Source organism: Burkholderia sp. KL41, assembly GCF_057005415.2.
In genome coordinates, this window is sequence record NZ_CM174447.1 from 1387567 (window position 1) to 1412835 (window position 25269).

22 protein-coding genes are annotated in these 25269 nt (G+C 67.2%); 8 read left to right on the top strand and 14 right to left on the bottom strand.

The features are described from left to right. Window positions 1–39: 39 nt before the first annotated feature. Window positions 40–984: a LysR family transcriptional regulator gene (locus tag PQB87_RS23745; protein ID WP_489244030.1), complete on the bottom strand. Its 945-nt coding sequence runs from the start codon at window positions 982–984 to the stop codon at window positions 40–42. Window positions 985–1150: 166 nt separating this feature from the next. Between PQB87_RS23745 and PQB87_RS23750 the strand changes: the two genes are divergently transcribed. Further along, window positions 1151–2365, top strand: coding sequence for an FAD-dependent monooxygenase (locus PQB87_RS23750; RefSeq protein WP_489244032.1), 1215 nt, complete (start codon window positions 1151–1153; stop codon window positions 2363–2365). A gap of 123 nt (window positions 2366–2488) precedes the next feature. On the opposite strand, the gene PQB87_RS23755 is transcribed toward PQB87_RS23750, so the two are convergent. Both PQB87_RS23755 and PQB87_RS23760 read right to left on the bottom strand, forming a co-directional pair. Further along, window positions 2489–3421 carry an alpha/beta hydrolase gene (locus PQB87_RS23755; RefSeq protein ID WP_111940869.1) on the bottom strand — a complete coding sequence of 311 codons (933 nt, stop codon included), beginning with the start codon at window positions 3419–3421 and terminating at the stop codon, window positions 2489–2491. Window positions 3422–3482: 61 nt separating this feature from the next. After that, entirely contained in the window at window positions 3483–4580 is a 1098-nt protein-coding gene (locus PQB87_RS23760) for an OpgC domain-containing protein (RefSeq protein WP_042973026.1), read from the bottom strand. A 380-nt stretch (window positions 4581–4960) separates the two neighbouring features. Between PQB87_RS23760 and PQB87_RS23765 the strand changes: the two genes are divergently transcribed. Then, entirely contained in the window at window positions 4961–6115 is a 1155-nt protein-coding gene (locus PQB87_RS23765) for a porin (RefSeq protein ID WP_021156938.1), read from the top strand. A gap of 42 nt (window positions 6116–6157) precedes the next feature. Here the strand turns inward: PQB87_RS23765 and PQB87_RS23770 are convergent, their stop codons facing one another. Beyond that, window positions 6158–7069, bottom strand: coding sequence for a LysR family transcriptional regulator (locus PQB87_RS23770; protein ID WP_059687109.1), 912 nt, complete (start codon window positions 7067–7069; stop codon window positions 6158–6160). A 138-nt stretch (window positions 7070–7207) separates the two neighbouring features. Here PQB87_RS23770 and PQB87_RS23775 point away from each other — a divergent pair, with 138 nt between their 5' ends. Together PQB87_RS23775 and PQB87_RS23780 are read left to right on the top strand one after the other, a co-directional pair. Next, the gene (locus PQB87_RS23775) at window positions 7208–8224 is read left to right on the top strand and encodes an aldo/keto reductase (protein WP_222154388.1); all 1017 of its coding nucleotides are present in this window, start codon (window positions 7208–7210) and stop codon (window positions 8222–8224) included. 211 nt (window positions 8225–8435) lie between these two features. Continuing rightward, window positions 8436–9176, top strand: coding sequence for a sulfite exporter TauE/SafE family protein (locus PQB87_RS23780; RefSeq protein ID WP_489244036.1), 741 nt, complete (start codon window positions 8436–8438; stop codon window positions 9174–9176). Window positions 9177–9278: 102 nt separating this feature from the next. Here PQB87_RS23780 and PQB87_RS23785 read toward each other — a convergent pair whose 3' ends face one another. Continuing rightward, window positions 9279–11465: a hypothetical protein gene (locus tag PQB87_RS23785; RefSeq protein ID WP_059687107.1), complete on the bottom strand. Its 2187-nt coding sequence runs from the start codon at window positions 11463–11465 to the stop codon at window positions 9279–9281. Window positions 11466–12097: 632 nt separating this feature from the next. Continuing rightward, window positions 12098–12994: a LysR substrate-binding domain-containing protein gene (locus PQB87_RS23790; protein ID WP_060061559.1), complete on the bottom strand. Its 897-nt coding sequence runs from the start codon at window positions 12992–12994 to the stop codon at window positions 12098–12100. A 521-nt stretch (window positions 12995–13515) separates the two neighbouring features. On the opposite strand from PQB87_RS23790, the gene PQB87_RS23795 reads away from it, so the two are divergent. The 3 genes from PQB87_RS23795 (at window position 13516) to PQB87_RS23805 (ending at window position 16492) form a co-directional block, all read left to right on the top strand. Then, a complete protein-coding gene (locus PQB87_RS23795; RefSeq protein ID WP_489244038.1) occupies window positions 13516–14373 on the top strand; it encodes a peptidoglycan DD-metalloendopeptidase family protein in 858 nt (285 codons plus the stop codon). 219 nt (window positions 14374–14592) lie between these two features. After that, window positions 14593–15492: a class A beta-lactamase gene (bla, locus tag PQB87_RS23800; protein ID WP_222154385.1), complete on the top strand. Its 900-nt coding sequence runs from the start codon at window positions 14593–14595 to the stop codon at window positions 15490–15492. Window positions 15493–15619: 127 nt separating this feature from the next. After that, a complete protein-coding gene (locus PQB87_RS23805; RefSeq protein ID WP_489244041.1) occupies window positions 15620–16492 on the top strand; it encodes a LysR substrate-binding domain-containing protein in 873 nt (290 codons plus the stop codon). A 26-nt stretch (window positions 16493–16518) separates the two neighbouring features. Here PQB87_RS23805 and PQB87_RS23810 read toward each other — a convergent pair whose 3' ends face one another. The 5 genes from PQB87_RS23810 to PQB87_RS23830 all read right to left on the bottom strand — a co-directional run bounded on the left by PQB87_RS23810 (window position 16519) and on the right by PQB87_RS23830 (window position 22316). After that, on the bottom strand, window positions 16519–16854 hold the full coding sequence (locus tag PQB87_RS23810; protein ID WP_060061562.1) for a type 1 fimbrial protein: 336 nt from the start codon (window positions 16852–16854) through the stop codon (window positions 16519–16521). A 263-nt stretch (window positions 16855–17117) separates the two neighbouring features. Beyond that, a complete protein-coding gene (locus PQB87_RS23815) occupies window positions 17118–17756 on the bottom strand; it encodes a fimbrial protein (protein WP_489244043.1) in 639 nt (212 codons plus the stop codon). A 385-nt stretch (window positions 17757–18141) separates the two neighbouring features. Next, window positions 18142–20736 carry a fimbria/pilus outer membrane usher protein gene (locus PQB87_RS23820; protein WP_489244044.1) on the bottom strand — a complete coding sequence of 865 codons (2595 nt, stop codon included), beginning with the start codon at window positions 20734–20736 and terminating at the stop codon, window positions 18142–18144. 173 nt (window positions 20737–20909) lie between these two features. After that, window positions 20910–21653, bottom strand: coding sequence for a fimbrial biogenesis chaperone (locus tag PQB87_RS23825; RefSeq protein WP_233343976.1), 744 nt, complete (start codon window positions 21651–21653; stop codon window positions 20910–20912). 105 nt (window positions 21654–21758) lie between these two features. Next, entirely contained in the window at window positions 21759–22316 is a 558-nt protein-coding gene (locus PQB87_RS23830) for a fimbrial protein (protein WP_059687101.1), read from the bottom strand. 347 nt (window positions 22317–22663) lie between these two features. On the opposite strand from PQB87_RS23830, the gene PQB87_RS23835 reads away from it, so the two are divergent. Beyond that, window positions 22664–23107 (top strand): hypothetical protein, encoded by a 444-nt coding sequence (locus PQB87_RS23835; RefSeq protein ID WP_146756325.1) that lies wholly within the window; start codon window positions 22664–22666, stop codon window positions 23105–23107. Window positions 23108–23197: 90 nt separating this feature from the next. Here PQB87_RS23835 and PQB87_RS23840 read toward each other — a convergent pair whose 3' ends face one another. From PQB87_RS23840 to PQB87_RS23850, 3 genes are all read right to left on the bottom strand, one after another. Beyond that, window positions 23198–23452 (bottom strand): GlsB/YeaQ/YmgE family stress response membrane protein, encoded by a 255-nt coding sequence (locus PQB87_RS23840; protein ID WP_059687100.1) that lies wholly within the window; start codon window positions 23450–23452, stop codon window positions 23198–23200. 129 nt (window positions 23453–23581) lie between these two features. Next, window positions 23582–24358 (bottom strand): ABC transporter ATP-binding protein, encoded by a 777-nt coding sequence (locus PQB87_RS23845; protein ID WP_059687099.1) that lies wholly within the window; start codon window positions 24356–24358, stop codon window positions 23582–23584. Next, window positions 24355–25269 carry an ABC transporter ATP-binding protein gene (locus tag PQB87_RS23850; protein WP_489244047.1) on the bottom strand — a complete coding sequence of 305 codons (915 nt, stop codon included), beginning with the start codon at window positions 25267–25269 and terminating at the stop codon, window positions 24355–24357. Before PQB87_RS23850 ends, PQB87_RS23845 begins: the two co-directional genes overlap by 4 nt.

The window sequence follows — 25269 nt, forward strand, 5'->3', positions numbered from 1 at the left end:
GCGCATGTCCGGGCGACATCGCAACGCACGCTCGACTGACTACGTCGTCCGGCCGGGCACGGCCCTGCGTGCCCGCGTGCCGGTCTGCGCAAACAGATCGACCACGACGTCGCGCAGCCACCGGTTCCCTTCGTCCTGGTTGACCCGCGCATGCCAGAGCATGTGAATCGGCGTCCCCGGCAGCGCGACGGGCAGTGCGCGCCAGCCCAGCGAAAACGGTGCGGCGAGCTGCTGCGCGAGATGCTCGGGCACCGTCGCGATCAGGTCGGTGCGCTGCAGGATGTAGCCGACGCTCATGAAATGCGGCACCGTCAGCCGCACCTGTCGCGTCACGCGACGGCGCTTCAGCCATTCGTCCACCTGCCCGTGACCGGTGCCCGCCGACACCACGACCAGATGTTCGGCATTGCGCCATGCGTCGACCGTCAGCGGCGCGTCCTCGAGCGGATGCCCCCGCCGGAACAGGCACACATAACGCTGATCGAACAGCCGGCGCTGATAGAAGCCGCCCTTGAGCTGCGGCAGCAGGCCGATCGCGAGATCGACGCGGCCGTCGGCCATTTCGTCGCCGAGGTTGATGCTCGTGTTGCGCACGGTATTGAGCGCGATGCCCGGCGCCGCTTGCGACCGGTGTTCCAGCAGCGCGGGCAGGAACACGACTTCGCCGATGTCGGTCATGCCGATCGTCAGCGTGCGCGTGGCGCGCAGCGGATCGAAACCGGTCTCGGGATTGAGCGCGGCGTGCAGGGTCGCGAGCGCGTGCGACACCGGTTCCGCCAGGCGCAGCGCGAACGGCGTCGGCACCACGCCGCCCGGCCCGCGCACGAACAGCGGATCGCCGAGCCGGCGGCGCAGCTTCGCGAGCGCGTTGCTCACGCCCGGCTGGCTCATGTTCATCTGCTCGGCGACGCTCGACACGCGCCGTTCCTGCATCAGCCGCTGGAACAGCAGCAGCAGGTTGAGGTCGATATCGCTCAGTTCCATGGGTTTTGCCTCGCCCGGTTCATTGCATCCGGTGATGATGCAGATTCATTTCATTTTATTGTGGAATGAAAGTCGGCTCCCGAGAATACCGATACGGCCCATGCAATCGGCATGGCCGCTGCGCACGTCGCACACCCCACATCGGAATATCGGAGACACCTTCATCATGCAGACGAACCTGAAGATTGCGATCGTCGGCGCCGGGATCGGCGGCCTGACGCTCGCGCTCGCGCTGCGCGAGCACGGCATCGACGCGCAGATCTACGAACAGACGGAGGTGCTGCGCGAAGTCGGCGCGGCCGTCGCGCTGTCGGCCAATGCGACGCGCTTCTACGAACGCATGGGCCTGCGTGCGGCCTTCGACGCGGTGTGCGCGGACATCCCGGGGCTCGTCTATCGCGACGGCCGCAGCGGCGCGGTGATCGGCCATCATCGCGGCGAGCCCGACTATCGCCGGCAATTCGGCGGCGCGTACTGGGGCGTGCATCGCGCGGATCTGCAGGCCGTGCTGTCGAAGGCGGTCGGCCTCGACAGCATCCATCTCGGCCACCGGTTGATCGATCTCGTGCAGCACGCCGATCGCGTCACGCTGGCGTTCGACAACGGCGTGCGCATCGACGCCGATCTCGTGATCGGCGCGGACGGCGCGCGCTCGATCACGCGGCGCTGGATGCTCGGCTACGACGATGCGCTGTATTCGGGCTGTTCGGGGTTTCGCGGCGTGGTGCCGGCCGCGCGGCTGAGCCTGCTGCCCGATCCCGAAACGCTGCAGTACTGGATCGGGCCGCACGGGCACCTGCTGCACTATCCGATCGGCGACGGCGGCGACCAGAATTTCCTGCTGGTCGAGCGTCATCCGTCACCGTGGCCGTCGCGCGACTGGGTGATGCCGTCGGAAGAGGGCGAGCAATTGCGTGTATTCAGGGACTGGCATCCAGCGGTGGTGCAGATGATCACCGCGGTGCCGATCAGCCAGCGCTGGGGCTTGTTCCATCGGCCGCCGCTCGGCCGCTGGAGCCGCGGGCGCGTGACGCTGATCGGCGACGCCGCGCATGCGCTGGTGCCGCACCACGGGCAGGGCGCGAACCAGTCGATCGAGGATGCGGTGGTGCTGGCGGCGCAACTGGCGCAGGCCGGGCCGGGCAACTGGCGCGAAGCGCAGGAAGCGTACGAGCGGCTGCGCCGCGGCCGCACGCGCAAGGTGCAGTACGCGTCGATTTCCGTGGCCGATGTGCTGCACCTGCCCGACGGGCCGGCCGCGCAGGCACGCAACGCGCGTCTGGCCGAGCGCGACAGCGTGCTGCATCACCTGGACTGGATTCACGATTTCGATGCGCTCGCCGGGGAGCCGGACGAGCGGCAGGGCGGCACGTGGCTTTGAGCCCCCCGTCAGGCCCGGACGCGCCGGGACGGCGTGCGCAGCGCATGAGACGGGGCGACGGCCTGCGGCCGGCCGGTCACCGTCGGGCTGGGTGAACACGGGCGGGGTAGCGCCCGCCCGCCGTCACTTCACGCACTCGAGCGCGTACTTCAGTCCCGTCCCGAGCAGCCCGCGCCAGACGTCCCACGTATGCCCGCCGTCGACGATGCGCAGTTCGGCCGGGTTCTGCGCGCGGCGCAGGTGCGTGTACAGCACGCTCGATTCGGCCTGGATGGTCAGGTCGTCGTCGCCGGCCGCGATGAACATCGGGATGCGCCAGCTGCGCGCGAAATAGCCGCGCATCAGCGCCGGGTAGTTGAGTTCGTGCCACACGCGCGGGTCGAACTGCCGGTCGCCGAACACGCCGACGTAGCGCGCGGCGGAATTGAGCGGCGGCTCGTTCGCGTAGATCGCGGGGCTCAGCAGCATCGCGCCGCAGAACAGCCCCGGCTCGAGCAGCGAGAAGCGCAGCGCGCCGAAGCCGCCCATCGACACGCCGCCGATCGCACGGCCCGCGCGCTGGTTCGACACCGCGAAGTGCGCTTCGACTTCGGGCAGCAGGTCGTTGAGGAACGCGCTCTGCATCTTCTCCTTGCGGTCGACGTACCAGTCGGTGCCGCCCTGCGGCATCACGATCACGACGGGCGGAATCTCGCGGCGCTCGATCAGCGTGTCGGCGGTGGCCTGCAGCCGGCCCTGCGTGACCCAGTCGTTCGCGTTGCCGGCATTGCCGTGCAGCAGGTACATCACCGGGTAGCGCGCGCCTTCCGGGTTGTAGCCGGGCGGCAGGTAGACCGTGTACGACCAGTCGCGCTTCAGCGACGCCGACCGGAACGTGCGCAGCACGACGCTGCTGCCCGGATTGAGCGCGGGCTCCTGGGCGGCCGACGGGGTCGTCGCGGTCTGGACGGCAGGCGGCGGCGCGGGCGATGCCGCCGGCGCGGGCGGCGTGGCGCCGGCGGTGGCGATGGAGCCGGCGATCAGGGCGAGGGCGAACGGAAGGGCGAGTCGGCGCATGTCGAATCGTTTCAGGAGAGGCGCCGGCTATCGTAGCAGCGGCGCATGACGGCGCGGCGCGTCATCGCCGCGATCGGAACGGCAGCCGCGCGACGAGCGGCCCGTAGAGTTTGGCGACGAGATACAGCAGGCCCATCGCGACGACGTCGGCGGTCAGCCCGAGTTTCACGTCGAGATAGCCCTCCGTCGCCTGGTAAAGCAGCGAATCGACCGCGAGCGAGATGCCGGTGCCCGCGACGAAGCACAGCAGCCCCTGCCGGCCGATCGTGCCGATCCACGGCATCGCGTGCGCGACCTTCTTCATCCAGCCGAGGTGGACGAGCTTGGCCGCGAGCCACGCGATCGCGAGGAAGTTCGCGAGCCGCAGCGCGCCGAGGTTCTGCTTGATCGACGGATCGGTCGGGAACGGTTCGATGCGCAGCCGGTAGTACGCGCCGGCCGCGACGATCGCGAGCGACACGGCCGTCAGCAGCCAGCCCTGCGGCTTGGGCGCGAGCGTCTGGTAGACGGGCTGGCAGCGCGCGATCACGCCGAGCACGAACAGGAACTGCCACGCGAACGGGTTGAAGTCCCACGGCGCGCCTTCGACGGTCGGCAGGAAGCGCGCGACATGCGGCGCCGCGAACCACAGCGAGCCGCTGAACGCGAGCAGCAGCCACGGCTGCGTGCGTGCGAGCGGCAGCGTGAGCGGGACGAGCAGCGCGAAGAACGCGTACATCGGCAGCACCGACGCGAGGTACGGCTGGCGGCGGAACAGCAGGATGTCGCGCAGCGCGGCGAGCGGCTTGTGGAGCAGGCCGTCGAGGTCGTTGGTCGGCATGTTCGGGCCGTCGATCGCGAACGCGTTCAGCACGGCCGTGATCAGCAGCATCAGGCCGGCCGTCACGAGGAACGCACGGTAGATCTCGAACGCGCGCCGGATGAAGCGCTGGCGCGCGGCGGCTTCGTCGTGCCGCTCGGCGAGCGAGTTGTACGCGATCGCGGTCGCGAAGCCGCCGAGGAACACGAACACCTCGGCTGCGTCGCACAGCGCGTACGCGTGCAGCGTCACGCGCGACAGGATGCTGCCGCCGATGTGGTCGACGACGATGACGAGCAGCACGAGGCCGCGAAAGAAATCGAGCTCGGCGTAGCGGCCGGCCCGGGCCGGCGCGGTCATCGGGCCGCCTTCCGGCGCGGGCCGCGTGCACGGCCGGCACGCGCCGCACTTGAATCGGGGTGAAGCATGACTTCGTGAAGAAATGACGAACGGATGCGCATTGTGCCACCGATGCACCAGGCCCCGGGTTTACGCGGATGGCGGCGCGTCCCGCCGCTGCCGATAAGCCGGGTCAGGCAGTCCGCGCGGCGGGGCAGTTGGACGAGCGCAACGTTTTGCGCAGGGTTCACATGCCCCGATGGACGGACGGTTTGCGACGTGACACCATTTTGTCCTCACGCGGCCGCACACCGCGTCGTCCGCCCTGCGGGCCACACATACAACAGATCAAACATTCGCCGGGCGCGCGACCCGTCCGGCCCCGGCTCCGGAGATCCGTCATGAAGAAGCACGTCATTTTTGCCGCCGCGCTGGCCGCTTTCGCCGCGCCGGTCTTCGCCCAGAACAGCGTGACGCTGTACGGTGTGATCGACGAAGGCTTCAACTACACGAACAACGTGAATGTGAATGGGGTCGGAAAGTCGAACTACCAGCTCGCGAGCGGCTATGCGCAAGGCAGCCGCTGGGGCCTGAAGGGCAGCGAGGATCTCGGCGGCGGGCTGAAGGCGATCTTCACGCTGGAAAACGGTTTTGACGTCAACAACGGCCGGCTCGGGCAGGGCGGCCGCATGTTCGGCCGCCAGGCGTTCGTCGGGCTCTCCGAGTCGCGCTTCGGCACGCTGACCTTCGGCCGCCAGTACGACTCGGTCGTCGATTATCTGGCGCCGCTCACGGCCAACGGCAACTGGGGCGGCACGCTGTTCTCGCACCCGTTCGACAACGACAACACGGACAACTCGTTCCGCGTCAACAACACGGTCAAGTATGCGAGCGCCGACTGGAACGGCCTGACGTTCGGCGGCACGTACAGCTTCAGCAACAGCACCGGCTTCTCGAACAACCGGCAGTACAGCCTCGGTGCGCAGTATTCGCTGGCCGGGCTGCAGGTCGCGGCCGCGTACCTGCAGGCGAACAACCCGGGGGTCGGCAACGCGGGCGCGATCGCCGCGGATGACGCGAACTTCGTCGCCGACCGCCTGCGGATCTTCGGCGGCGGCGTCAACTACACGTTCGGCCAGGCCACGGTCGGTTTCGTCTATACGAAGACGGACGTGAAGAATCCGGTATCGACGGTCTACCTGCCGGCTTCGACGTTCGCCGGCCTCGGGCTGACGGCGACGAAGTTCCAGAACTTCGAGATCAACGGCAAGTACCAGCTCACGCCCGATTTCTATCTCGGCGCGCAGTACGTGTACACGGACGGCAAGTTCGATGCCGCGGCCGGATCGTTCAAGCCGAAATACCACACGGTCGGCCTGATGGCCGACTACAGCCTGTCGAAGCGCACCGACGTCTACCTGCAGGGCGCATGGCAGAAGGTTGCCGGCGACAAGACCGGCACCGCGGCCGACGGCGGCTACGTGGTCGGGACGGACGGCCCGTCGGCGTCGTCGAACCAGTTCGCGGTGCGCGCCGCGATCCGCCACAAGTTCTGAACAGGCGGCAGCCGGGGCCGGGTGCACCGGCCCCGGCTGCCGTCACGTCACCCAGGGCGCGGCGCCGAGCGTCTCCGCGAGCCAGTCGACGAAGATCCGCACGCGCGGCGCGAGATGCCGCCCGGTCGGAAACACCACCGACACGGGCAGCGGCTCGGCATTCCATTCCGGCAGCACCTCGACCAGCGAGCCGTCCGCCAGCAGCGGCCCGAGCCCTTCGCGCGGCGCCTGGATCAGCCCGAGGCCCGCAAGACAGCACGCGAGATACGCCTGCGAGCTGTTGACCGACACGACGCTGCGCATCTTGACCGCGTGCAGCTCGCCCGTATCCATGTCCGCATATTCCCAGTCCAGCTCACGGCCCGTGCGGCTCGAGAAATAGCCGACCGCGACGTGGTCGGGCAACGCGTCCGGCGAGCGCGGCGTGCCGTACCGCTCGAGATACGCGGGCGCCGCGCAGTTGATCTGCGCCAGCTCGCCGATGCGCCGCGCGACGAGCGACGTGTCGGACATCGTGCCGACCCGCACCGCGCAGTCGATGCCGTCGGCGACGAGGTCGACGAAGCGGTCGGTCGTGCCGATCACGACGCGCAGGTCGGGGTAGCGTGCGTGGAAATCCGGTAGCGCCGGAATCATCTGGTTCACCGCGAAGCGCTCGGGCAGGTCGACGCGGATCGCGCCGCGCGGCGTCGCGCCGGCGTCCTCGAACAGCGTCTCCGCATCGTCGAGATCGGCCAGCAACCGCATGCAGCGCTCGTAGTAGGTCGCACCCTCGGCCGTCAGCGCGACGCGCCGCGTCGTGCGCTGCAGCAGGCGGACCTTCAGGTGCTTTTCCAGATACTGGACAGCGTTGCTGACCGTCGGGCGCGGCAGTTGCAACTGCTCGGCCGCCTTCGTGAAGCTGCCGAGATGGGCGACGCGCGCAAAGATGCGCATTGCATGCAGATGATCCATGCGGGGCGGGGGTGTGGGCGGATGGACAGGCTCCATTGTTAATCAGCGTCGAATGGTTTGGTGGAGTGTTTCGCATTTATCGTGCGTCGCGATGCGCCCAGAATCCGGCCTGTTGATTCATCACTCGAGGAAACGGACATGGATAGGCGTGAACTGGGCCGGTCGGGCCCGCGGGTATCGGCGCTTGCGCTCGGCTGCATGGGGATGTCGGACTTCTACGGGCCGGCCGATCGAGCCGAGAGCATCGCGACGCTGCACGCGGCGCTCGACCACGGCATCACGATGCTCGACACCGGCGATTTCTACGGAATGGGCGACAACGAGATGCTGATCCGCGATGCGCTGCGCGGCCGGGCACGCGACCAGGTGCTGATCAGCGTGAAATTCGGCGCGCTGCGCGATCCGGCCGGCGGGTTTGCGGGCTACGACGCGCGGCCGGCGGCGATCCGCAACTTCGTCGCGTACTCGCTGAAACGGCTCGGCACCGACTACATCGACATCTACCGGCCGGCGCGCGTCGATCCGGCGGTGCCGATCGAGGAGACGATCGGCGCGATCGCCGATCTCGTGAAGGCCGGGTACGTGCGCCATATCGGCCTGTCGGAAGCCGGCGTCGACACGATCCGCCGCGCGGCGGCCGTCGCGCCGATCTCCGACCTGCAGATCGAATATTCGCTGCTGTCGCGCGGTATCGAGGCCGGGATCCTGCCCGCGTGCCGTGAACTCGGGATCGGCGTGACGGCCTACGGCGTGCTGTCGCGCGGGCTGCTCGGCGGGCGCTGGAGCACGGCGCGGCAGGGCGAGCGCGATTTCCGCGCGGCGAGCCCGCGCTTCCAGGGCGAGAACCTCGCGCACAACCTCGCGCTCGTCGACGCGCTGCGTGCCATCGCCGACGAGAAGGGCAGCAATCCGGCGCAGGTCGCGATCGCGTGGGTGCTGTCGCGCGGCGGCGATATCGTGCCGCTGATCGGCGCGCGCAAGCGCACGCAGCTTCAGGACGCGCTGCAGGCGGCTGAGATGCAACTAACGGTCGATGACATCATGCGCATCGAAGCGGCGGTTCCCGCCGGGGCGGCTGCCGGTGAGCGCTATCCGGCCGCACAGATGGCTCACCTCGACAGCGAACAGGGACGGGGGACATTTCACGGGGACTGATCGACCGGGCCGGTAGCCGGCGCACGCGACCTGCGTTGAACGAAGGCGGGCGTGCGCCGGACGGCGGCGGCGCGGTGTGCGAAGGCGCGCGTGCGCCTGCCGCGCCGGCTCCGCGCGGCAGGCCCGAGCCAGCCTCAGGCAAAGCCAGATGGCGGGCGGCGCGATCGGGGTTCACCATCGGCGCCGTACTCAACCGGACGGAATGCCTTTCATGCACATTCACACGCTGACGATCGTCGTGGTGGTTTTCCTGCTGGCCGGCGCGGTCAAGGGAATGATCGGGCTCGGCCTGCCGACCATCGCGATGGGCTTGCTGACGCTTGCGATGCCGCCGTCGGCCGCCGCGAGCCTGCTGCTCGTGCCGTCGTTCATCACCAACGTGTGGCAGTTGTGGCTCGGCCCGTCGTTCGGGCCGCTGCTGCGCCGGCTGTGGCCGCTGCTCGCCGGCCTGACGATCGGCACGCTGACGGGCGGGTTGCCCGCGCTCGCGGCCGGCAGCACCTGGACGCATGCGGCGCTCGGCGTGGTGCTGATTCTCTACGGGCTGTGGGGGCTCGCCGCCGCGCGGCTGCCCGCGCCGGGGCGCCACGAAAAATGGCTGTCGGCCGTGGTCGGTTACCTGACGGGTGTCGTGACGGCCGCGACCGGCGTGTTCGTCGTGCCGGCCGTGCCGTACCTGCAGGCGCTGCGGCTGTCGAAGGACGACCTGATCCAGGCGCTCGGGCTGTCGTTCACCGCCTCGACGATCGTGCTCGGCCTGCAGTTGCGCGTGACGGGTGCGCTGGAGACGGTCGATCTCGGCGTGTCGGCGCTCGCGCTCGTGCCGGCGCTGGCGGGTATGGCCGGCGGGCAGTATGCACGGCGCGTGATGAGCGAGAAGGCGTTCAAGCGCTGCTTCTTCGTCGGGCTGATCGCGCTCGGCGCGTACATGGCGGCTTCGGGGTGGCTGTGAGCGGGCATCGCCGGCGAGCGTGATGCCCGCTGTCCGTGACGATCCCGAAGCCGGCTGACGAAACCGGCTTCGGGTGCATTCACCGGGCGCGGGTCACCCCGCTCAGGCCGGGTCGGCGTACTTCAGCGTCCATCCGAAGGTACGGGTCGCGCCCGCGCCGAGTGCGAACGGCTTCGTCGTGCACGCGAAGTTCGAATGCAGCTGGCCGATCGGCGTCGTCGACAGCGGATTCGTCGTGCCGTTCACCGTATCGAAGGCGGACAGCGCGCAGTTGTCGAACCCGGTCGCCGCATAACCGGTCGCGGGGCTGTTCGCGTACGCGACCGACACGCCGTCGCCGTTGGCCTGCGTCGACGCGAAATCCGCGAACGACGTGAAGTCCGTTTCGACCGACAGGTTGCCGGTGAGCGTGCCGGTGCTCAGCGTGTCGCTGCGCGCCACCGAGCCGTGCGCGAACGTCAGCACCGTGTGCACCTGGAGGTCGAGATCCGTCGTGTACGCCGCGTTCTTCGATGCGAGCCTGAACTTCGCGGTATCGAACGACACGATCACCTGCCCGTTGCCTTGCTGGACATTCAGGTTCTTGTAGTACGTGACGGGAATGTAGGTCTTGCCGTTGTACGACACCTGCGGAATCAGCAACGCGTAGCCGAGATCGGTCGTGCCGTAGGTCAGCTTGTCGGAGGACGGCACCGGGTAGTACGGCGTGAACGAGTTGTAGTCGGGCGCCTGGCTGAGGTTCAGGTTGATCACGCGCCGGCCGTCGCGCACGGTTACCAGCGCCGCGCTGTACGGATGCGCGGGGTCGTTCGGCTGGTTGTACCAGGTGAGCGTGTAGTGCGGGCGCGCGTCGAGCCATGCGTTGTAGTCGGCGTCGGCCATCGGTGCCTTGCCGCCGAAGCCGAGCTTGTTCCACCACGCGTTCACGTACAGGTACTGGTGCAGCAGGCTGAAGTTCTCCCCCATCACGCGCGGCTTGCCGCGATACGCGTCCGTGCCGCGACCCTTGACCCACATGTTCACCGAAGGCGTCGGCAGCGACGGGTCGTACCAGAACGTGTCGAAGCGATGCGCCGCCTTCGTGATGAACGTGTATGCGACCTGCTTCTCCTGGTCGGACAGCACGCCGGCGTTGGCCGCGGCCGTCAGCACTTCCATGAACGCGGAATCGCCGTACGGGCCGATCGAGCGGCCGTAGTTGAAGCCTTCGCCGTCGCCGTTCAGCTGCGGCAGGATCAGGTCGACGGACTTGCGCAGATACCCCTTCAGTTCCGGCGTGAAATTCGCTTCGTTGCCCATCTCGAACGTGCGCTCGGTCACTTCGCCGATCAGCAGCGTGCTGTAGCGGTCGAAGCGCGCCTGGTCGTAGTAGGTCGTGTGCGTGTTCGACGCTTCGTCCGAGAACCCGCCCGACGAGTCGTTGCGGATATGGTTCGTGAGCGTGTACAGCAGCGCGTCGCGCGCGCCCATCGTCGCGACCGACGGATCGGTCTTCGATGCGAACGACGGGCTGCTCCAGCCGAGCTTCTGGCGCAGCCCGGCGATTCCGTAGGACACCGCATAGTAGTTCTGTGCGGTGTTGAGCGACGCGATGTCGATCGGCGTGCCGGCGGCCGGGCACGTGTCGACCTTGCCGCTCGCGTCGGGGCCGAACATGTCGCAGAAACGCAGCCGCTGCTGCAGCGTCGCGAGCATCGCGTCGCTGAAGACTTCGTTGAGCATCCCGTGCGCCTGCAGGTTGTTCAGCGCGACGAGATAGTAGTACTCGCCCCACGACGTATTCGCATACGTATAGTTGCCGCCCGACTGCGCCATCATCGCGGTCGTGATCTTCTGGTAGGTCGCGAGGTAGCTCGCGTATTGCGGATCGTTCTTCGACTTCATGTCGATCAGGATGTACGACAGGCCGAGCGCGAGCTTGCCGGGCAGGAATTTGTCGCCGGTGTTCGTGTCGAGCACGTGGACGGGCGTGCCGTCGCCGAGATCCATCACGACCTGCGTGAAGTCGGGCGACTTCCGGATCAGGTCGAACAGCGCGCGCATCTGGCCCATCATCGTGATCGGCGTATCCGTGCCGGCCGGCACGCTCGTGTCGGCCGCGCCGTAGACGAGCGCCTGCAGCGAGTTCGACGCGAGCGCGGAGGCGGGCGGTGACGTCGGCGTCGAGTTCGACGGCGGGGACGACGAAGACGGCGGATCGGTGATGTCGTTGCCGCCGCAGGCACTGACGAACAGGACGGAAAGGGCGCTGAGCGCGGCGCCGAGCGCGAATCTGCTGCGCGGATGCATTGTGTCTCCAGTTTTGAATAGTGATGACGGACGGGCGGGTGTGGCCGTTGCCGCGCTCGATGCCCGTGCCTGGCCGCCGCCTTGCAACCCTGATCCCTGAAGACGGACAGCTCGAATCACCACTCGAGCGGGCAAGCGTTCTCCCTGCGCGGGCCGTGAAAGGCGTCGCGCGGATACATTGGAAAACGTTTTCCAAATTTAGGCATTGGACGGTGCGATGTCAATGAACTTTCACGCCGGAGGCGCGGGTAGAAACCCGGATAGTGGGAGCGGAGGGAGGAGGGGGGAGGTCAGGATTGCGCGGAAATTGCCGGGGTTTTTTCGATGGGTGGTGCGGTGCGGCGTGGAATGCAGGCGTGAATGCGGCGGGCGGGAAGGCTGACTGGTTATGCGTTCTCGTTGAGAATCGAGAGAAAACGTTATCCTTATGAATCGAATGGCGTCAGGTCGCGCGTCGGGTCGTCGGTCGCGATCAGCGCTGCTAAAGCCGAGCCTTGATCGCCGCCTTGTCGATCACCGACCAGACCGGTCGGTTCAGGCAGTCGATATCCGCGCGGTAGCGGGTGGCAAGATCGGTGTCGGCCATGGCCGTGCTTCTGTGTGTCGCAGGGGTGGAGCGAATGCGGCGGGCGTTACCGCGACGTTGCTTCGCCGGACAAAAACGCCACGAACTCCCGCGTGTATTTCGGCAGCGCATCGAACGACCGCGCGCACAGCTTCAGGCGACGGTGGCTCCACGGATCGGACAGCTCGACGAGCCGCACGTCCATCGTCTGCATCGCACGCTCGGCCGCATGGCGCGACACGATGCCGATGCCCACGCCGCTGGCGATCACGCGGCAGATCGCATCGAAGCTTTTCAGCTGCACGCGGTAGCGGATCCGCTTGCCGAGCGCGCGCGCCTGGTCGGCGAGATGCACCTGCAGTGCGCTGCCGTCGGTGAGGCCGATGAAGTCGGCATCGGCGATCGCGTCGAACGCGACCTTGTCGTGTGACGCGAGCGGATGCGCGGCCGGCACGACGACGATCAGCCAGTCCTCGCGGAACGGCTTCTGTTCGAGCCCGCCGAGCCCGACCGAATCGGCGACGATGCCGACCTCGGCCGTCTTGTTGCGGATCGCATGCACGATCTCCTGGCTCGAGCGCTCCTCGACGCTGATCGACAGCTTCGGATGATGCGGCAGGTAGTCGGCCAGCGCGTCGGGCAGGTATTCGCTCAGCGACGCCGTGTTGCACAGCAGCCGGATATGCCCGCGCAGCCCCTGGCCGAATTGCTGCAGTTCGCCGCGCATGTGGTCGATCTGCTGCAGCACGGTGCGCGCGTGGTGTTCGAGCGCGCGGCCTGCGTCGGTGGCCTGCGCGCCCGACTTGGTCCGGTGCAGCAGCGGTACGCCGAGCTCGTCCTCCATGCCGCGGATGCGTTCGCTCGCGGCCTGCAGCGTGATGTGGGTCCGCTCGGCGCCGCTCGTGATCGTGCCGGCCTCGCAGATGTTCAGGAAGAGCCGCAGGTCGGTCAGGTCGAAGCGCATGATGGGTGGGGGCGATCGCGTTGGAATGGCCGATAAGTTAGCAGGGAACCGAGGCCGGGTCTCAGGCGCAGCCTGAGGCCCGATTCGCCGGTTCCGCATTTTCGGGGCGCGATCGATGACGGATCATGGCCGCACATCAACCGGGGGAGCCTGTCATGCGGATCGATCCGTCGTGGGGCGTGTCGTTCAAGATCGCGCTGCACGTGCTGTTCCTGTGCATCGGCATCGCGTGGGCCTGTTCCGAACTCGCCGCTTGGCTGCGTTGAGCGTCGTGGTGCGCAGCAGTGGCACGCTGCGACACCTATCAAAACGAGTTCGCCATAGTTTTCTGAAACGAAAATTCTTCCGTTTTTGCGCGAAAAGACCATCAAGTTTTTCCCAATCGGACCGTATTACCGGTAGCGAATGCCGGCCGGCATCCGGTTCGTGATCGTTTGTCATCATTGTTTTCATCCGGTTACACGTCGGCCGTTCCGTTTTTGAGATGCTTGAAAGATTGTCAAACCGGAGTCGGATCGTCCATGAAATCGCACGAGATTCACCGTCACGCGGCGTGGCTGCCGGGCCTGGCCGCCGTGCTCGTCATGGCCGGTTGTGCAAGCACGCAGTCCGTTCCGCCGAGCGACACGCTGGCGGCACAGTCGTTACCGTCGAGCCCGCCGGCTGTTGCGCCGGCGGCCGCCACCCCGCCTCCCGCGCCGATTCTCGTTGCGCAGAAGTACGTCGTGAAGCGCGGCGACACGCTGACGGGCGTCGCGTCCGCGAACGGCTGCAGCATTGCCGACCTGCGCACTTGGAACAAGCTGGGCGCGAACGGCAGGCTGCGCATGGGGCAGGTGCTGCGCATCGTCAGGCAGCAGCCGTTGCCGCCGCCGGGCACGGCCGGCATGCAGGCCGCGTCGTCGGCTGCGAGCAATGGCGCGGGGAGCGGCCCGGCATCGGCGCAGGCCACCGCGTCGACCGCGAGCGACCGTCAGGTCGTCAAGGAAACGAAGCGGCATGCAGGCGGTGTCGCGCTCAAGTGGCCCGCCAACGGCAAGATCGTCGACGGGTTCCGGCCGGGCCAGAACCGCGGCATCCAGATCGCCGGCCGGCCGGGCGACCCGGTCCGCGCCGCGGCCGACGGCCGCGTGATGTACGCCGGCACCGGCCTGAACGATTACGGCAGCCTGATCATCGTCCAGCACAACGCGGATTTCCTGACCGCCTATGCGCACAACCGCAAGCTGCTCGTGAAGACAGGCGACATCGTGCGCCAGGGCGACGAGATCGCCGAGATGGGCGACCTCGACAACTCGCGTGTCGCGTTGCTGTTCGAAGTGCGGCGCGACGGCAAGCCGGTCAATCCGATGCCGTACCTGCCTTCGTCGCAAGGGTGAGGCAGGGTCGTTTCGCTGGAACGTGGCGGCGGTCGCTGCTACGCTAGGGCCTGTTCATGCGAGTCCCGTGCTTCACGCGGGGCCGACGGCCGTCTTTCGGGGATGCGCGGTGAATGCCGTCGCGGGCCGGCCGCCGGTGCGAACGGGTGCGCTTCGTTAAAGCGCGCCCGCGTTGCTTCGTGCCACCGTTTCCGACAGAAGACAGAACACACCTCATCCATGGAACACTCTCCGACACGCCGCTCGCTGTTGCTTGCCGCCGTGGCCGCGCCGTTCGTCGCCGCGTGCACGTCCGCGCCGGTCGCCGACCAGGGGCGCGCCCACGCCGCCCAGGCCGAATTGACCGCGCTCGAGAAGGCGTCGAACGGCCGGCTCGGTGTCGCCGCGCTCGATACGTCGAACGGCGTGCGCATCGCTCACCATGCGCGCGAACGCTTCCCGCTGTGCGGCACGTATGCGGTCGTCGCGGCCGCCGCGATGCTCGCGCGCGGCTCGCTCGACGCGTCGCTGCTGCCGCGCCGAATTCTTTACCGCCGCTATGAAATCGTGTCGGGCTCGCCGGTCACGGAAAGCCACGTCGACACGGGCATGACGATCGAGCAGCTGTGCGTGGCGATGCTGCAGTCGGGCGACAAGGGGGCCGGCAACCTGCTGATGGGTGTGCTGGGCGGCCCGCAGGCCGTCACGTCGTTCGCGCGCGCGAGCGGCGACACGTCGTTCCGCCTCGATCACTGGGAACCCGAACTGAATCACGCGGCGCCCGGCGACGAGCGGGACACGTCGACACCGGTCGAGATGATCGACACGCTGCAGCGACTGCTGCTCGGCAACACGCTGCCCGAACCGCAGCGCGCGCAGCTGACGGAATGGATGGTCGGCGGCGCGCGCGGCGCGACCGGCATCGCGGCGGGCGTGCCGCCCGGCTGGCGCATCGCGGACAAGGCCGGCACGGGCGGTTACGGCACGACGACCGACATCGCGGTGCTGTGGCCGCCGTCGCGTGCGCCGATCGTGATGGCCGTGTCGTTCACGCAGCCGCAAGCCGCGGCGGCGGCCCGCGCGGACGTCGTCGCGTCGGCGGCGCGCATCGTGGCGGGCGCGCTCACCGCGACGGCCTAGGGCCCGTTATCAGCATGAACAGGCCCTGACGCCTCGCGCAAAACCGGCGTTTGGCTTATCGTGTCGGACAGTGCGCGCCGGAGCCGGTGCGCGGCCCTTCCGCGCCGTTTTTGCGTTTGCCTTCTTCATGCGCCGACTTCCGCCTCTGCACGCGCTGCAGATCTTCTCGACGGTGGCCCGCCACCGCAGCTTCACACGCGCGGCCGAGCAGCTGTGCATCACGCAGGGCGCGGTGAGCCGGCAGATCCAGACGCTCGAGGCGCACTATGGCTTTCCGCTGTTCAAGCGGCATGCGAAGGGGCTCACGCTGACGGCGGAGGGCGAGCAGTTGCTGCCGGTCGTCAACGAGAGCTTCGCGCGGATCGAGGACATCTCGATGAAGCTCACGCGGCAGCGCACCGATCTCGCGCTGAAGGTGCCCACCTGCGTGATGCGCTGGATGCTGCCGCGCATCATGCGCTTCCAGGGCGAGCATCCCGATCTCCATGTGCAGATCACGACCGCGTGGCAGCACGTCGTCGATTTCTCGACCGAACCGTTCGATGCGGCCGTCGTCTACGGCACGTCGCCGGGCCCCGGCGTGTTCGCACTGCCGCTGTTCGACGAGCGGCTGACGCCCGTGTGCGCGCCCGAGCTGCGGCAGGCATCGCCGCTCGATGCGGTCGGCGATCTCGCGCGCCATACGCTGCTGCATCCGACTCGGGACCATCGCGACTGGCGCGCGTGGCTCGATCATGCGGGCGAGCGCAGCGTCGATCCCGCGCGCGGGCCGACGTTCGACACGCTCGATCTCGCGACGAACGCGGCGATGCAGGGCTTCGGCGTCGCGATCGGCGACGTGACGCTCGTCGACGACGACGTCAGCGCACACCGGCTCGAACGGCCGTTCGACATCGTGCTCGAAACCGGCGCGCGCTACTTCTTCGTGTATCCCGAGACCATCGGCAGCCAGCAGAAGATCCACGCGTTCAGCGACTGGATCGCGCGCCATCGCGACTGACGCACGGCAGCTCCGGCAGCGGGTTTCTACTGGTAGGTCACGACGGCGATCATCGGCGCATGATTGCTGCCCGCACGCTCAGGTAAAACGATTGCGCGCGAGGCCTGCGTAAAGGTCGTGGTCTTGATCGTGCGCAGGCTGGCCGCGTCGACGAACGCGACTTGTCCGCTTGCCGGACGCGGGCAGTCGGGGCGCACGTGCGCGTGGGCGGCATCGGCCGTATCGAGCGCGAACGAGCAGGGCGGCTCGACGATCATGCCGGAGAAGTGAATGATGCCGGACGCGCCGGCGGCGAAGGACGAGGACATGGCCAGAAGCGAGGCAGCCAGGGCGAACGAGGCGGCGAACAGGCGATGCTTCATGACAGGCTCCAGAGAGGAAGCGCGTCGCAGCGGGGCCGCTCGGGTGGCAGTCCGTCAACGCCGCGATGCTAAGTGCGTAAACGGCAATTCATCGGACCTCTTGAGTGAAAGATGGCGAGTGACTGGAATAAACGGATGATTTCAACCGTGTTCGATCAAATATAGGCTTGATTTTCGAGGCGGCAAGTCGGGATATTGCCTGACCCGGTGCGGCGAATGCGGCGCCATGCGGATGCGGGATCGCACGGCGCCGCCGGGCGTGATCACTGGTAATCGAGCAGCACCTGCGCGGCGGCGCTGACCGACCCGCCGCGGACGGTTTGGCCCGTCTGCACGTACGACGCGCGCAGCGGAATCGACGGCGAGCCGCCCGTGCTGCTGTTGTAGCCGACCACCGCGCGCGATTGCTGGAACGTCATGGCTTCGTTGCTCACGCCGTCGTTGATCCGGATGCCGATACCTGTCGCGGTGGCGCTCGGGCGCAATTTCAGCGTGCCGCTGACGCCGGCGACCACGCCGTCGAGCGGGGAAAGCTGATAGCCGATCCGGTTGTAGCCGGCGGGGCAGTTGTTGAGGTGGAGCTGAAAATCCGTCGTGCCCGCCGTCGAGCCGACGCCGGTGAAAACGTGATGCTGAACGGACGGCAGCGTGACGGTCTGGTCGGGAACGGAGCAGGTGCCGTTGATGAAGTTGACGCTTGCGGAGAGGTAGACGATCGTCGAGTCGCCAAGCAGCCCGGACTTGTAGCGGACGTTGAAGTACTGGGAGAAGGAACCTGAATTCAGCGAGCCATTTTTGGCGGCGCGGCTGTCGCGGAACAACTGGACCTCGGCCACGTTGCGCAGCGTCACCTGGCTCGTCTCCGTGAGCGGAGTGCCGTCGATGAGCATCCGTGTCGACACGCCGGAAACGTTCGTTTCAAGGTCCGGTCCCTATGTCCAACCCCATATGATATTGCCCTTGTTGGCCAGGCTCGAACCCGTTATCTCGCAGGTGCTGGCCCCGCAGAATTCCTGCGGCGTGATGTACTCGCGCGCCAGGACCGCTCCATGCGACGTGGTCGACGGAACCGCAACCGATCCACTGCCGAACGCCGTAAGGCTAACCACGGCCGAGGCAACGGACGGAACCAACGCGGTCGCTGCCAGCAGGAAGGCCGCGCACACCGTAGCCATGCGCGGTCGTTCGGGAACGTCGCGTGTGCGTGCATCACCGGCACGCACGGCGCGGACGGCTCGATTCCATACTTTCGATTGACGGGAGCGGAGCATTTGATTTCCTTATCGATTATTGGTTACCGGCGACTGCCGCCATCGGCGTGCAGACGCCAGTGATCTGCTGAACTGCCGTTGCCTTTCGCTGGCGCTTGATCGTAGGCAGTTCGTACGCGATCCGGCACACCGAACCGTCGTCTGCGCCCCATCGCACGGTCAGCGCGCCGCTGTCGTTCAGCCCGCGCGCGAGGATCCGGCTCGCCTGGCCGACGATGCCGATTTCCTTGTCCGTTTCGTCGTGGACGGTCGCCCCGAACGGCAGCGGCTCGCCGTCCTGTCGGTGCGCCTGGACGATCGCCGAGCGGCCGGTTTCGGTCGCGAACCGGATGAGCGGCACCGCGCCCGCGCGCGGCGCGATCTGCCGGCTCGTTTCCTTCATCTCGACGTCCATCGAGATGCCTTTCGGATCGAGCGAGATCGTGTTGAGGTTGTACGGCGTCAGGTAAGGCACGACCGCATAGCCGTTGCCGTCGATCCGCACGCCGGTTGCGTTCGCGACGCGCGCGCCGGCCGCGCCCGGCGCTTCGACGATGGCGAACGTTTCGGACACCGGTTGCGAGAACGTGATGCCGCCGCCGTGCGCGACCACCGCGCCGCGCATGCCGATCGAGCCTTGCTGGTAGTGGGCGCCGCCACCGCCGCTGGCGCTGAATTCCGCGCTGCGTGCGCGGTACGTGACGTTGGCGCTGCCGTCGGTCGTCGATGTGCCGGTGCCGGACACATGGTTGGCGCTGATGCCGTACGAAAGCGCGTTGTCGGTTCCGAGCGAGCCCGACAGCGTCGACTGAACGCGCGTGCGGCCGTAGGTGTCGCGCGACACGTTGCCGGTGAGCGTGACCGGTTGCTTGCCGCCGAGCGGGATGGAGACGCTTGCGTAATAGAGCGTGCCCATTTCGCCGCCGACGTTGCGCTGACGTGTTGCCGTGAGGCTGTACGAAACATTCCTGAACTGGTTGGTGTAGCCGAGCGAATAGTCGACGTCGGCGCCCGAGCGGTTCCAGTAGTTCGAGGCCGACGCGACGACGTTGAGGCGCCCGCCTTTTTCGCCGAGTCGCTGGGTCAACGTCAGCGATGCACGATGGCGCGGTCGCCAGATCGTCGCGGCCTCCTGACCTTCGCGTGCCTGCATTGCTTCGTTGAGCCCGAAATAGCCGCTCGTGGAATGGCGATAGGCGGCGATCGCGATGTCGGTGCCGGTGGCTGCGACCGACTTCGCAAAGCTGACGCGCGCGCTCGTCCCGTTGAAGCGCCGGACGCCGGGAATCGACGTCGTCGCGTACGTGACGTCCGCGCCGATCGCGCCGAGCGACGTATTGAAGGCGCCGCCGATCATCACCGACGCGTAGCTGCTCGCGATCGTGGCGCCGCCATAGGCGGTCAGCAGGTTGGTCAGCCCGCGCTGGTACGTCGCCTGCGCGAAGAGCGGGTGCCCGCCGCCTTGCGCGTTTTGCAGCGTGCCGGCGACAAAGCTGTAGCGGCCGATGCCGGGCCGCAGCGATAGCGGCACCGCTGCGTACGGCACGGTAAACGTGTGCACGCCGCCGTCGGATTCGGTGACGGAGACGTGAAGATCGCCGCCGTAGCCGGTCGGATACAGATCGTCGATTTCGAAATTGCCGGGTGCGACCGTTGTTTCGTAGATCGTCACGCCGTTCTGGCGAATCGTCACTTTCGCGTTGGAGTTCGCGATGCCGCGCACCACCGGGGCATAACCCCGCAGCGAGTCGGGCAGCATCCGGTCGTCTGTGGACAGATGTACGCCGCGGAATTGTGTCAAGTCGAACAGTTCGCCCGTGGTGTAGCTCTCGCCGACGACGAGTTGCGACGAGATCGACGGCAGGTCGCGCTGGACGTAGGTGGCGATGCCCTGATACCGGTGTTCGCCCTGCGACGACCAGGTATACGAGCCTTCGTGCCGGAAGCGCCAGTCGCCGACGTTGACGCCGCCGTTCAGCCCGAGATACCCCTGAGTTTGCGCCGACTGGCCCGCGCCTTTGAACGTGTAAAGGTTGGCGTTGTAGCCGAGGATGCCGACCGGCACGCCCGAGCTCCATTGATCGCGGCTGACGTATCCGCGCGCCTGGCGCGCCAGCGACGCCTGGGGAATGCTCAGCGTCAGCTTCTGTCGCGCGAAGTCGAACATGGCGCGGGCCTCCGGCACGACGCGCTCGATCGACAGGCAGGCGTTTTCTCCGCTCAGTTGCGAGACGACATCCGGCGCGAGCTTGCGGAAATCGACACCGACGCGTTTCAGCAGTGCTTCGTCGAAGCAGGGCCGCGCATCTTCCGCACCAGGCACGACCTCGAAACGGACGTCGTGGCGGCCGGCCCATTCCGGTCCGACGTAGATGTCGAGACTGTAGATGCCCGGCGCCGCGATGTTGCGTTGAGCGAAGCGCGAGATGTCGAAATCCTTGCCGACTCGATTGGCGAGAAAGGCGTCGTCGAATTCGACGTGCGCAAGCTGCATCGACGGATTCGGAGCCGGCGCCGATTCGGCGCGGACGTCGTTTGCCCACACGGCGATACAGCCGAGCACCAGCAGATGAAGCAGTTTTTCGCGCGGCGTATCGTGCAGCTTACGGTGTGAATGTCGAATGGGAGTCATTCGCGGTTCCTGTCAGGCACCCGGGCGGTTGCGATGGCTTCGGATCGCGCGAGATATCGTCGATGGACGCGCGTCGGCACCGCGCCGCGCCGGTTGGTGCGGCTCGCCTGAGTAAAAACGAGCGGGGAGGAGGGAACGCGGCGGGCCGGGCCGCCTGCCATCCGGCCGGGGCGTTACGGCGCGGCGGACAACGGACGTTCGATGTCGGTGACCGCGCCCCAGTCGTCGATGCTGCCGAATTCGACCGATGCGTTTGCGGCGGGCGGGCCGGAGAGATCCTTGATCGGGAACTGCTGCGTGGCGCCCGGCAGCACGTATCCGGCGCCTGCGTCATATTTGCGTTCGGCGGATTTCAGGATCACGTTGCCGAAATTGACGACATACGGCGTGGGATTCGTGGCCGCCAGCGCATAGCTGCCGGCATCCGCGCGAACCACGCGCCAGGTGACCTGTTGCGGTGCGGCATTGGCGTCGCCCGTCAGTTCGTGGGGGCGATACATGATCTTGATGCGCGAGCGGAAGGCGAGCTGGATCCGGTTTCGATCCTCGGCGGCATCTGCCTTCGGCGGTACTTCGAGCACGTTCAGCCAGAACAGCGATTCCTTGTCGGCCGGAAGCGGCGCGCCGGTGTGAATCAGACGCAGCGTTTGCCCGTTGCCCGGATCCATCCGGAACATGGCGGGCGCCAGCACGAACGGCACATCGATGCGCTCCGGCGCTGCATGACTGTCTCCGTTGTCGAGCCACGCCTGAACCAGCGCGGGCCGCTTGCCGTCGTTCGTCAACTGGATCGTGACTTCCCGCTCGCTTGACGGAAAGATGACGCGCGTGCCGGCGATCACGACGCTTGCATCGGCCTGGGAAACCCATGCCGCGGCGGCGGCGAAGAACGTACAGAGAAGTTTCGGTAATTTCATCGATGTGTCCGTGTGGTTGAGTGATGCGATCGGCGGTGCATGCATTTCGCCGATCGCGCGGAGCGGCGCCCGGAGATCGGCGCGAGCGATCCCCGGCGCGGGGTATCACTGGTAGATCAGCGAGTATTCGACGCGCGACGTGACGTTTCCGGCCTTGACCGCGTCGGCCGCGTAGTACTCGGCGAAATAGGCGAGCTTCGCGGCGCCGTTCGCGTCGATGTCGACCATCTGCGTATTGGCGGGGGTTTGCGAGCCGACCGGGATATGTTTCTGCTGCGCGTCGAGCACGTTGAGTTGAACGCCTTCGGCCTTGCCGGCGCCGGTGTCAGCCGTCAGGCGGCCGGTCGACTGATCGACGTTCGCGCCCGGCTCGAACAACACGCCGACCTTCACCGGATTGCCGTCGCCGGTGGTACACCCGGTCAGCGACAGCGCAAACGGCGTGCGGCCCGCGACCGTGCCGACGGAGCCGAGCGCGGCCGTGCTGACCGGGGGGAGCGTGACGGAGAGGTCGTTGGACTGGCCTTCGACCTTGCACGTCGACGAAATGACCTGGCCCGCGAACGAAACGGTGCCGTCCACTGCATGCGCGTTGGACGAAATCGCGATACCCGCCACGATGAGGAGGGACGACAGCACGCCGGGGATTGAGTTGATTTTCATATCGGAACTCCTGTTTGGATAAGGTGTGGAAACCACTTCTCATGATTTGAAAAACATGAAATGTGTTTCGGTGTTTATTTTGATGTAATGGAAATGTCAGGTTAACAGGACAAGAACGAGTTTTATTTTCATGCGTCTAGTACTCGTACCAAATGTGGTGAACATGGCGCATCGAGCCGGGCCGGGCATGTGATTCGGGTGATGCCTGAAGGTGTTCCGTCGCCTGGCGCGCGATGGGGCGCGGTGCTCGTGGTTCGAAGGACAACCACGAAGCGATCCACCTTCAGCGGGAGGTGCGGAATATATCGACGAGGTATTCGACGGGAGCCGATCGATTGGAAATGCGGATGGCACGCGAACCGGCGCACGCGTGGCTGCGTGACTACGGCCGGCTGGCGCGACAGCGTCGTACGCGGGTGCGTTCATCACGCCGACATCGGATCGTCGGGTGCATGCTCGAGCGAGAGAGGATATTTGCCGGCATCGGCAACGACACATCAACCGATGTCGGTGAACCGGTGGAGCGGATTCGCCGCGTACTCGAAGTGCTTCGGCGCGCACCGGATGCGTTCCCGCGTGCAGCGGTTCGCGTAATCCGGGTGCGTATTCTTCGAATCACGCCCGACGGGGCACGGCATGGACTGAGCAGTCCCGATATCGAATCCGACGGATGGCGGCGCATCATGCGCCATTCGTATACCGGTCGGCTCCGGCTCGATGGGTGCGTGGCGGATGGAATACGTGTGGAAAGCCGCGCATGCGAAGGATGGCGAACCGATCGACGGGTGTGATGCGGTTCAAACGGGGAGATGCGATGCAGGTGACGGGACGGCCGCTCGTGGTGAGCGACCGTTGCAGCGATTGACGCGTGGGACGTGCGATCAGCCCATGCGCTTGCGGATTGCACCCACGACGACGAGCAGCACGATCGCGCCGATGATGGACGCGATCCAGCCCGCGCCCTGGCCGGGCGCATACCAGCCGGCCGCGCGGCCGACGTAGCCGGCGACCAGCGAGCCGACGACGCCGAGCACGACGGTCATCAGGATTCCCATCTTGTCGTCGCCGGGCTTGAGCGCGCGGGCGAGGAGGCCGACGATGAGCCCGACGACCAGGGTTTCGATGAATTGCAGCATGAACGCCTCCCTATTGCTGTTGAGCTGTTGACGAAAGTAAATTGACCCGTGCAGTGCACAAGGGTTCCATGCGGCGGCAAGCCGGCGCGTGGCCCGCCGAGTATCGCATGCCGGCGCGTCGTTCAGATGTCAGGCGGCCGGCGCGCCCGTGACCGGGTCGAGACGGCGGTAGCCTTCGGTCGCTTGCAGCAGCGTGCGCGTATAGTCGCGTGCGACCTGTCCGGCCCGCACGTCCTCGATCCGCAACTGCTCGACGATCTCGCCCTGCTGCATCACGGCGACGCGCTGGCACAGGAAGCCGATCACCGCGAGGTTGTGGCTGACGAGGATCATCGTCAGGTTGCGTTCGCGATGCAGTCGACGCAGCAGGTTCAGGATCTCGGCCTGCACCGACACGTCGAGCGCGGACGTCGGCTCGTCGAGCAGCAGCACGCGCGGCTCGACGATCAGCGCGCGTGCGATTGCGACGCGCTGCCGCTGGCCGCCCGACAACTGGTGCGGATAACGAAACCGGAACGTGGGGCCGAGGCCGACCTCGGACAGCGCGCGGGCGATGCGCGCATCGGTGTCGCTCATGCCGTGGATCGACAGCGGTTCGCGCAGTGTCTGGTCGACCGTGAAGCGCGGATGCAGCGACGCGTAAGGGTCCTGGAACACCATCTGCACGTGGCGGCGAAATGCACGGTCGGGCGTGCCGCCGACCGGCCGTCCGTCGATCGACAGGCTGCCGGACGCGAGCGGCACGAGACCCGTCAGCGCGCGCAGTAGCGTCGACTTGCCGGAACCCGATTCGCCGACGAGCCCGAACACCTCGCCGTCGCGCACCGCGAAGCTCGCGTCGCGCACGGCGTCGACATGACCCGTGCGGGTCGGGAAACGGATCGATGCGTGATCGACGTCGATCATCGTGCGGCCTCCTGTCGATCGGCGGGCGTGCCGGCATGCGGCGCGGGTTCGAGCCACGCCGGATCGCGCCGCAGCACGGGCAGTTCGTCCGGCGGATTCGCGAGCGGCGGGTTCGCCGCGAGGAGCCCGCGCGTATAGGGATGGGAAGCGTTGCGCAGGTCGCGCGCGGCGCAGGTTTCGACCACGCGGCCCGCGTACATCACCGCGACGCGATCGCAGAACGACATCACGAGCGGCAGGTCGTGGCTGATGAACATCAGGCCCGTGTCGTGGCGCGCGATCATCGCGTCGAGCACCGCGAGCACCTGCATCGACACGGCGACGTCGAGCGCGGAGGTCGGTTCGTCGGCGATCAGCAGGCGCGGGCCGGTCGACACCATCATCGCGATCATCACGCGCTGGCCCATGCCGCCCGACAGCTCGTGCGGATACGCATCGGCCACGCGCGCCGGGTCGCGGATCTGCACGGCCTCGAGTGCACCGACGATCCGCTCGCGCAGCGCGCGGCCGCGCAGCCCGGGCTCGTGCAGCCGGAACGCTTCGCCCATCTGCTTCGCGACCGTCATCACCGGGTTCAGCGAATATTTCGGGTCCTGCAGGATCATGCCCATCTGGCTGCCGCACAGCCGCCGGCGTTCGCGCGGCGACATCGCGAGCAGGTCGTGGCCCGCGAAGCGCATCGTGCGTGCCGTCCAGCGCGCGGCGTCGGGCAGCAGGCCGAGCAGCGCGCGGCCCGTCAGCGATTTGCCGGAGCCCGATTCGCCGACGATGCCGAGGCGTTCGCCGGGCGCGAGCGTCAGCGACAGGTCGCGCACGGCATCGGTGACGGTGCCGTCGTGCCCGCGAAAGCCGATCTTCAGCCCGTCGATCTCGCAGAGCGGCGCGGGTGCGGTAGCGGTATTCATCGGCAT

Coding starts and splice junctions, on each gene's coding strand:
- PQB87_RS23745 (WP_489244030.1), bottom strand. CDS start 984: ATGGAACTGAGCGATATCGACCTCAACCTGCTGCTGCTGTTCCAGCGG.
- PQB87_RS23750 (WP_489244032.1), top strand. CDS start 1,151: ATGCAGACGAACCTGAAGATTGCGATCGTCGGCGCCGGGATCGGCGGC.
- PQB87_RS23755 (WP_111940869.1), bottom strand. CDS start 3,421: ATGCGCCGACTCGCCCTTCCGTTCGCCCTCGCCCTGATCGCCGGCTCC.
- PQB87_RS23760 (WP_042973026.1), bottom strand. CDS start 4,580: ATGACCGCGCCGGCCCGGGCCGGCCGCTACGCCGAGCTCGATTTCTTT.
- PQB87_RS23765 (WP_021156938.1), top strand. CDS start 4,961: ATGAAGAAGCACGTCATTTTTGCCGCCGCGCTGGCCGCTTTCGCCGCG.
- PQB87_RS23770 (WP_059687109.1), bottom strand. CDS start 7,069: ATGGATCATCTGCATGCAATGCGCATCTTTGCGCGCGTCGCCCATCTC.
- PQB87_RS23775 (WP_222154388.1), top strand. CDS start 7,208: ATGGATAGGCGTGAACTGGGCCGGTCGGGCCCGCGGGTATCGGCGCTT.
- PQB87_RS23780 (WP_489244036.1), top strand. CDS start 8,436: ATGCACATTCACACGCTGACGATCGTCGTGGTGGTTTTCCTGCTGGCC.
- PQB87_RS23785 (WP_059687107.1), bottom strand. CDS start 11,465: ATGCATCCGCGCAGCAGATTCGCGCTCGGCGCCGCGCTCAGCGCCCTT.
- PQB87_RS23790 (WP_060061559.1), bottom strand. CDS start 12,994: ATGCGCTTCGACCTGACCGACCTGCGGCTCTTCCTGAACATCTGCGAG.
- PQB87_RS23795 (WP_489244038.1), top strand. CDS start 13,516: ATGAAATCGCACGAGATTCACCGTCACGCGGCGTGGCTGCCGGGCCTG.
- bla (WP_222154385.1), top strand. CDS start 14,593: ATGGAACACTCTCCGACACGCCGCTCGCTGTTGCTTGCCGCCGTGGCC.
- PQB87_RS23805 (WP_489244041.1), top strand. CDS start 15,620: ATGCGCCGACTTCCGCCTCTGCACGCGCTGCAGATCTTCTCGACGGTG.
- PQB87_RS23810 (WP_060061562.1), bottom strand. CDS start 16,854: ATGAAGCATCGCCTGTTCGCCGCCTCGTTCGCCCTGGCTGCCTCGCTT.
- PQB87_RS23820 (WP_489244044.1), bottom strand. CDS start 20,736: ATGACTCCCATTCGACATTCACACCGTAAGCTGCACGATACGCCGCGC.
- PQB87_RS23825 (WP_233343976.1), bottom strand. CDS start 21,653: ATGAAATTACCGAAACTTCTCTGTACGTTCTTCGCCGCCGCCGCGGCA.
- PQB87_RS23830 (WP_059687101.1), bottom strand. CDS start 22,316: ATGAAAATCAACTCAATCCCCGGCGTGCTGTCGTCCCTCCTCATCGTG.
- PQB87_RS23835 (WP_146756325.1), top strand. CDS start 22,664: ATGGCACGCGAACCGGCGCACGCGTGGCTGCGTGACTACGGCCGGCTG.
- PQB87_RS23840 (WP_059687100.1), bottom strand. CDS start 23,452: ATGCTGCAATTCATCGAAACCCTGGTCGTCGGGCTCATCGTCGGCCTC.
- PQB87_RS23845 (WP_059687099.1), bottom strand. CDS start 24,358: ATGATCGACGTCGATCACGCATCGATCCGTTTCCCGACCCGCACGGGT.
- PQB87_RS23850 (WP_489244047.1), bottom strand. CDS start 25,269: ATGCCGATGAATACCGCTACCGCACCCGCGCCGCTCTGCGAGATCGAC.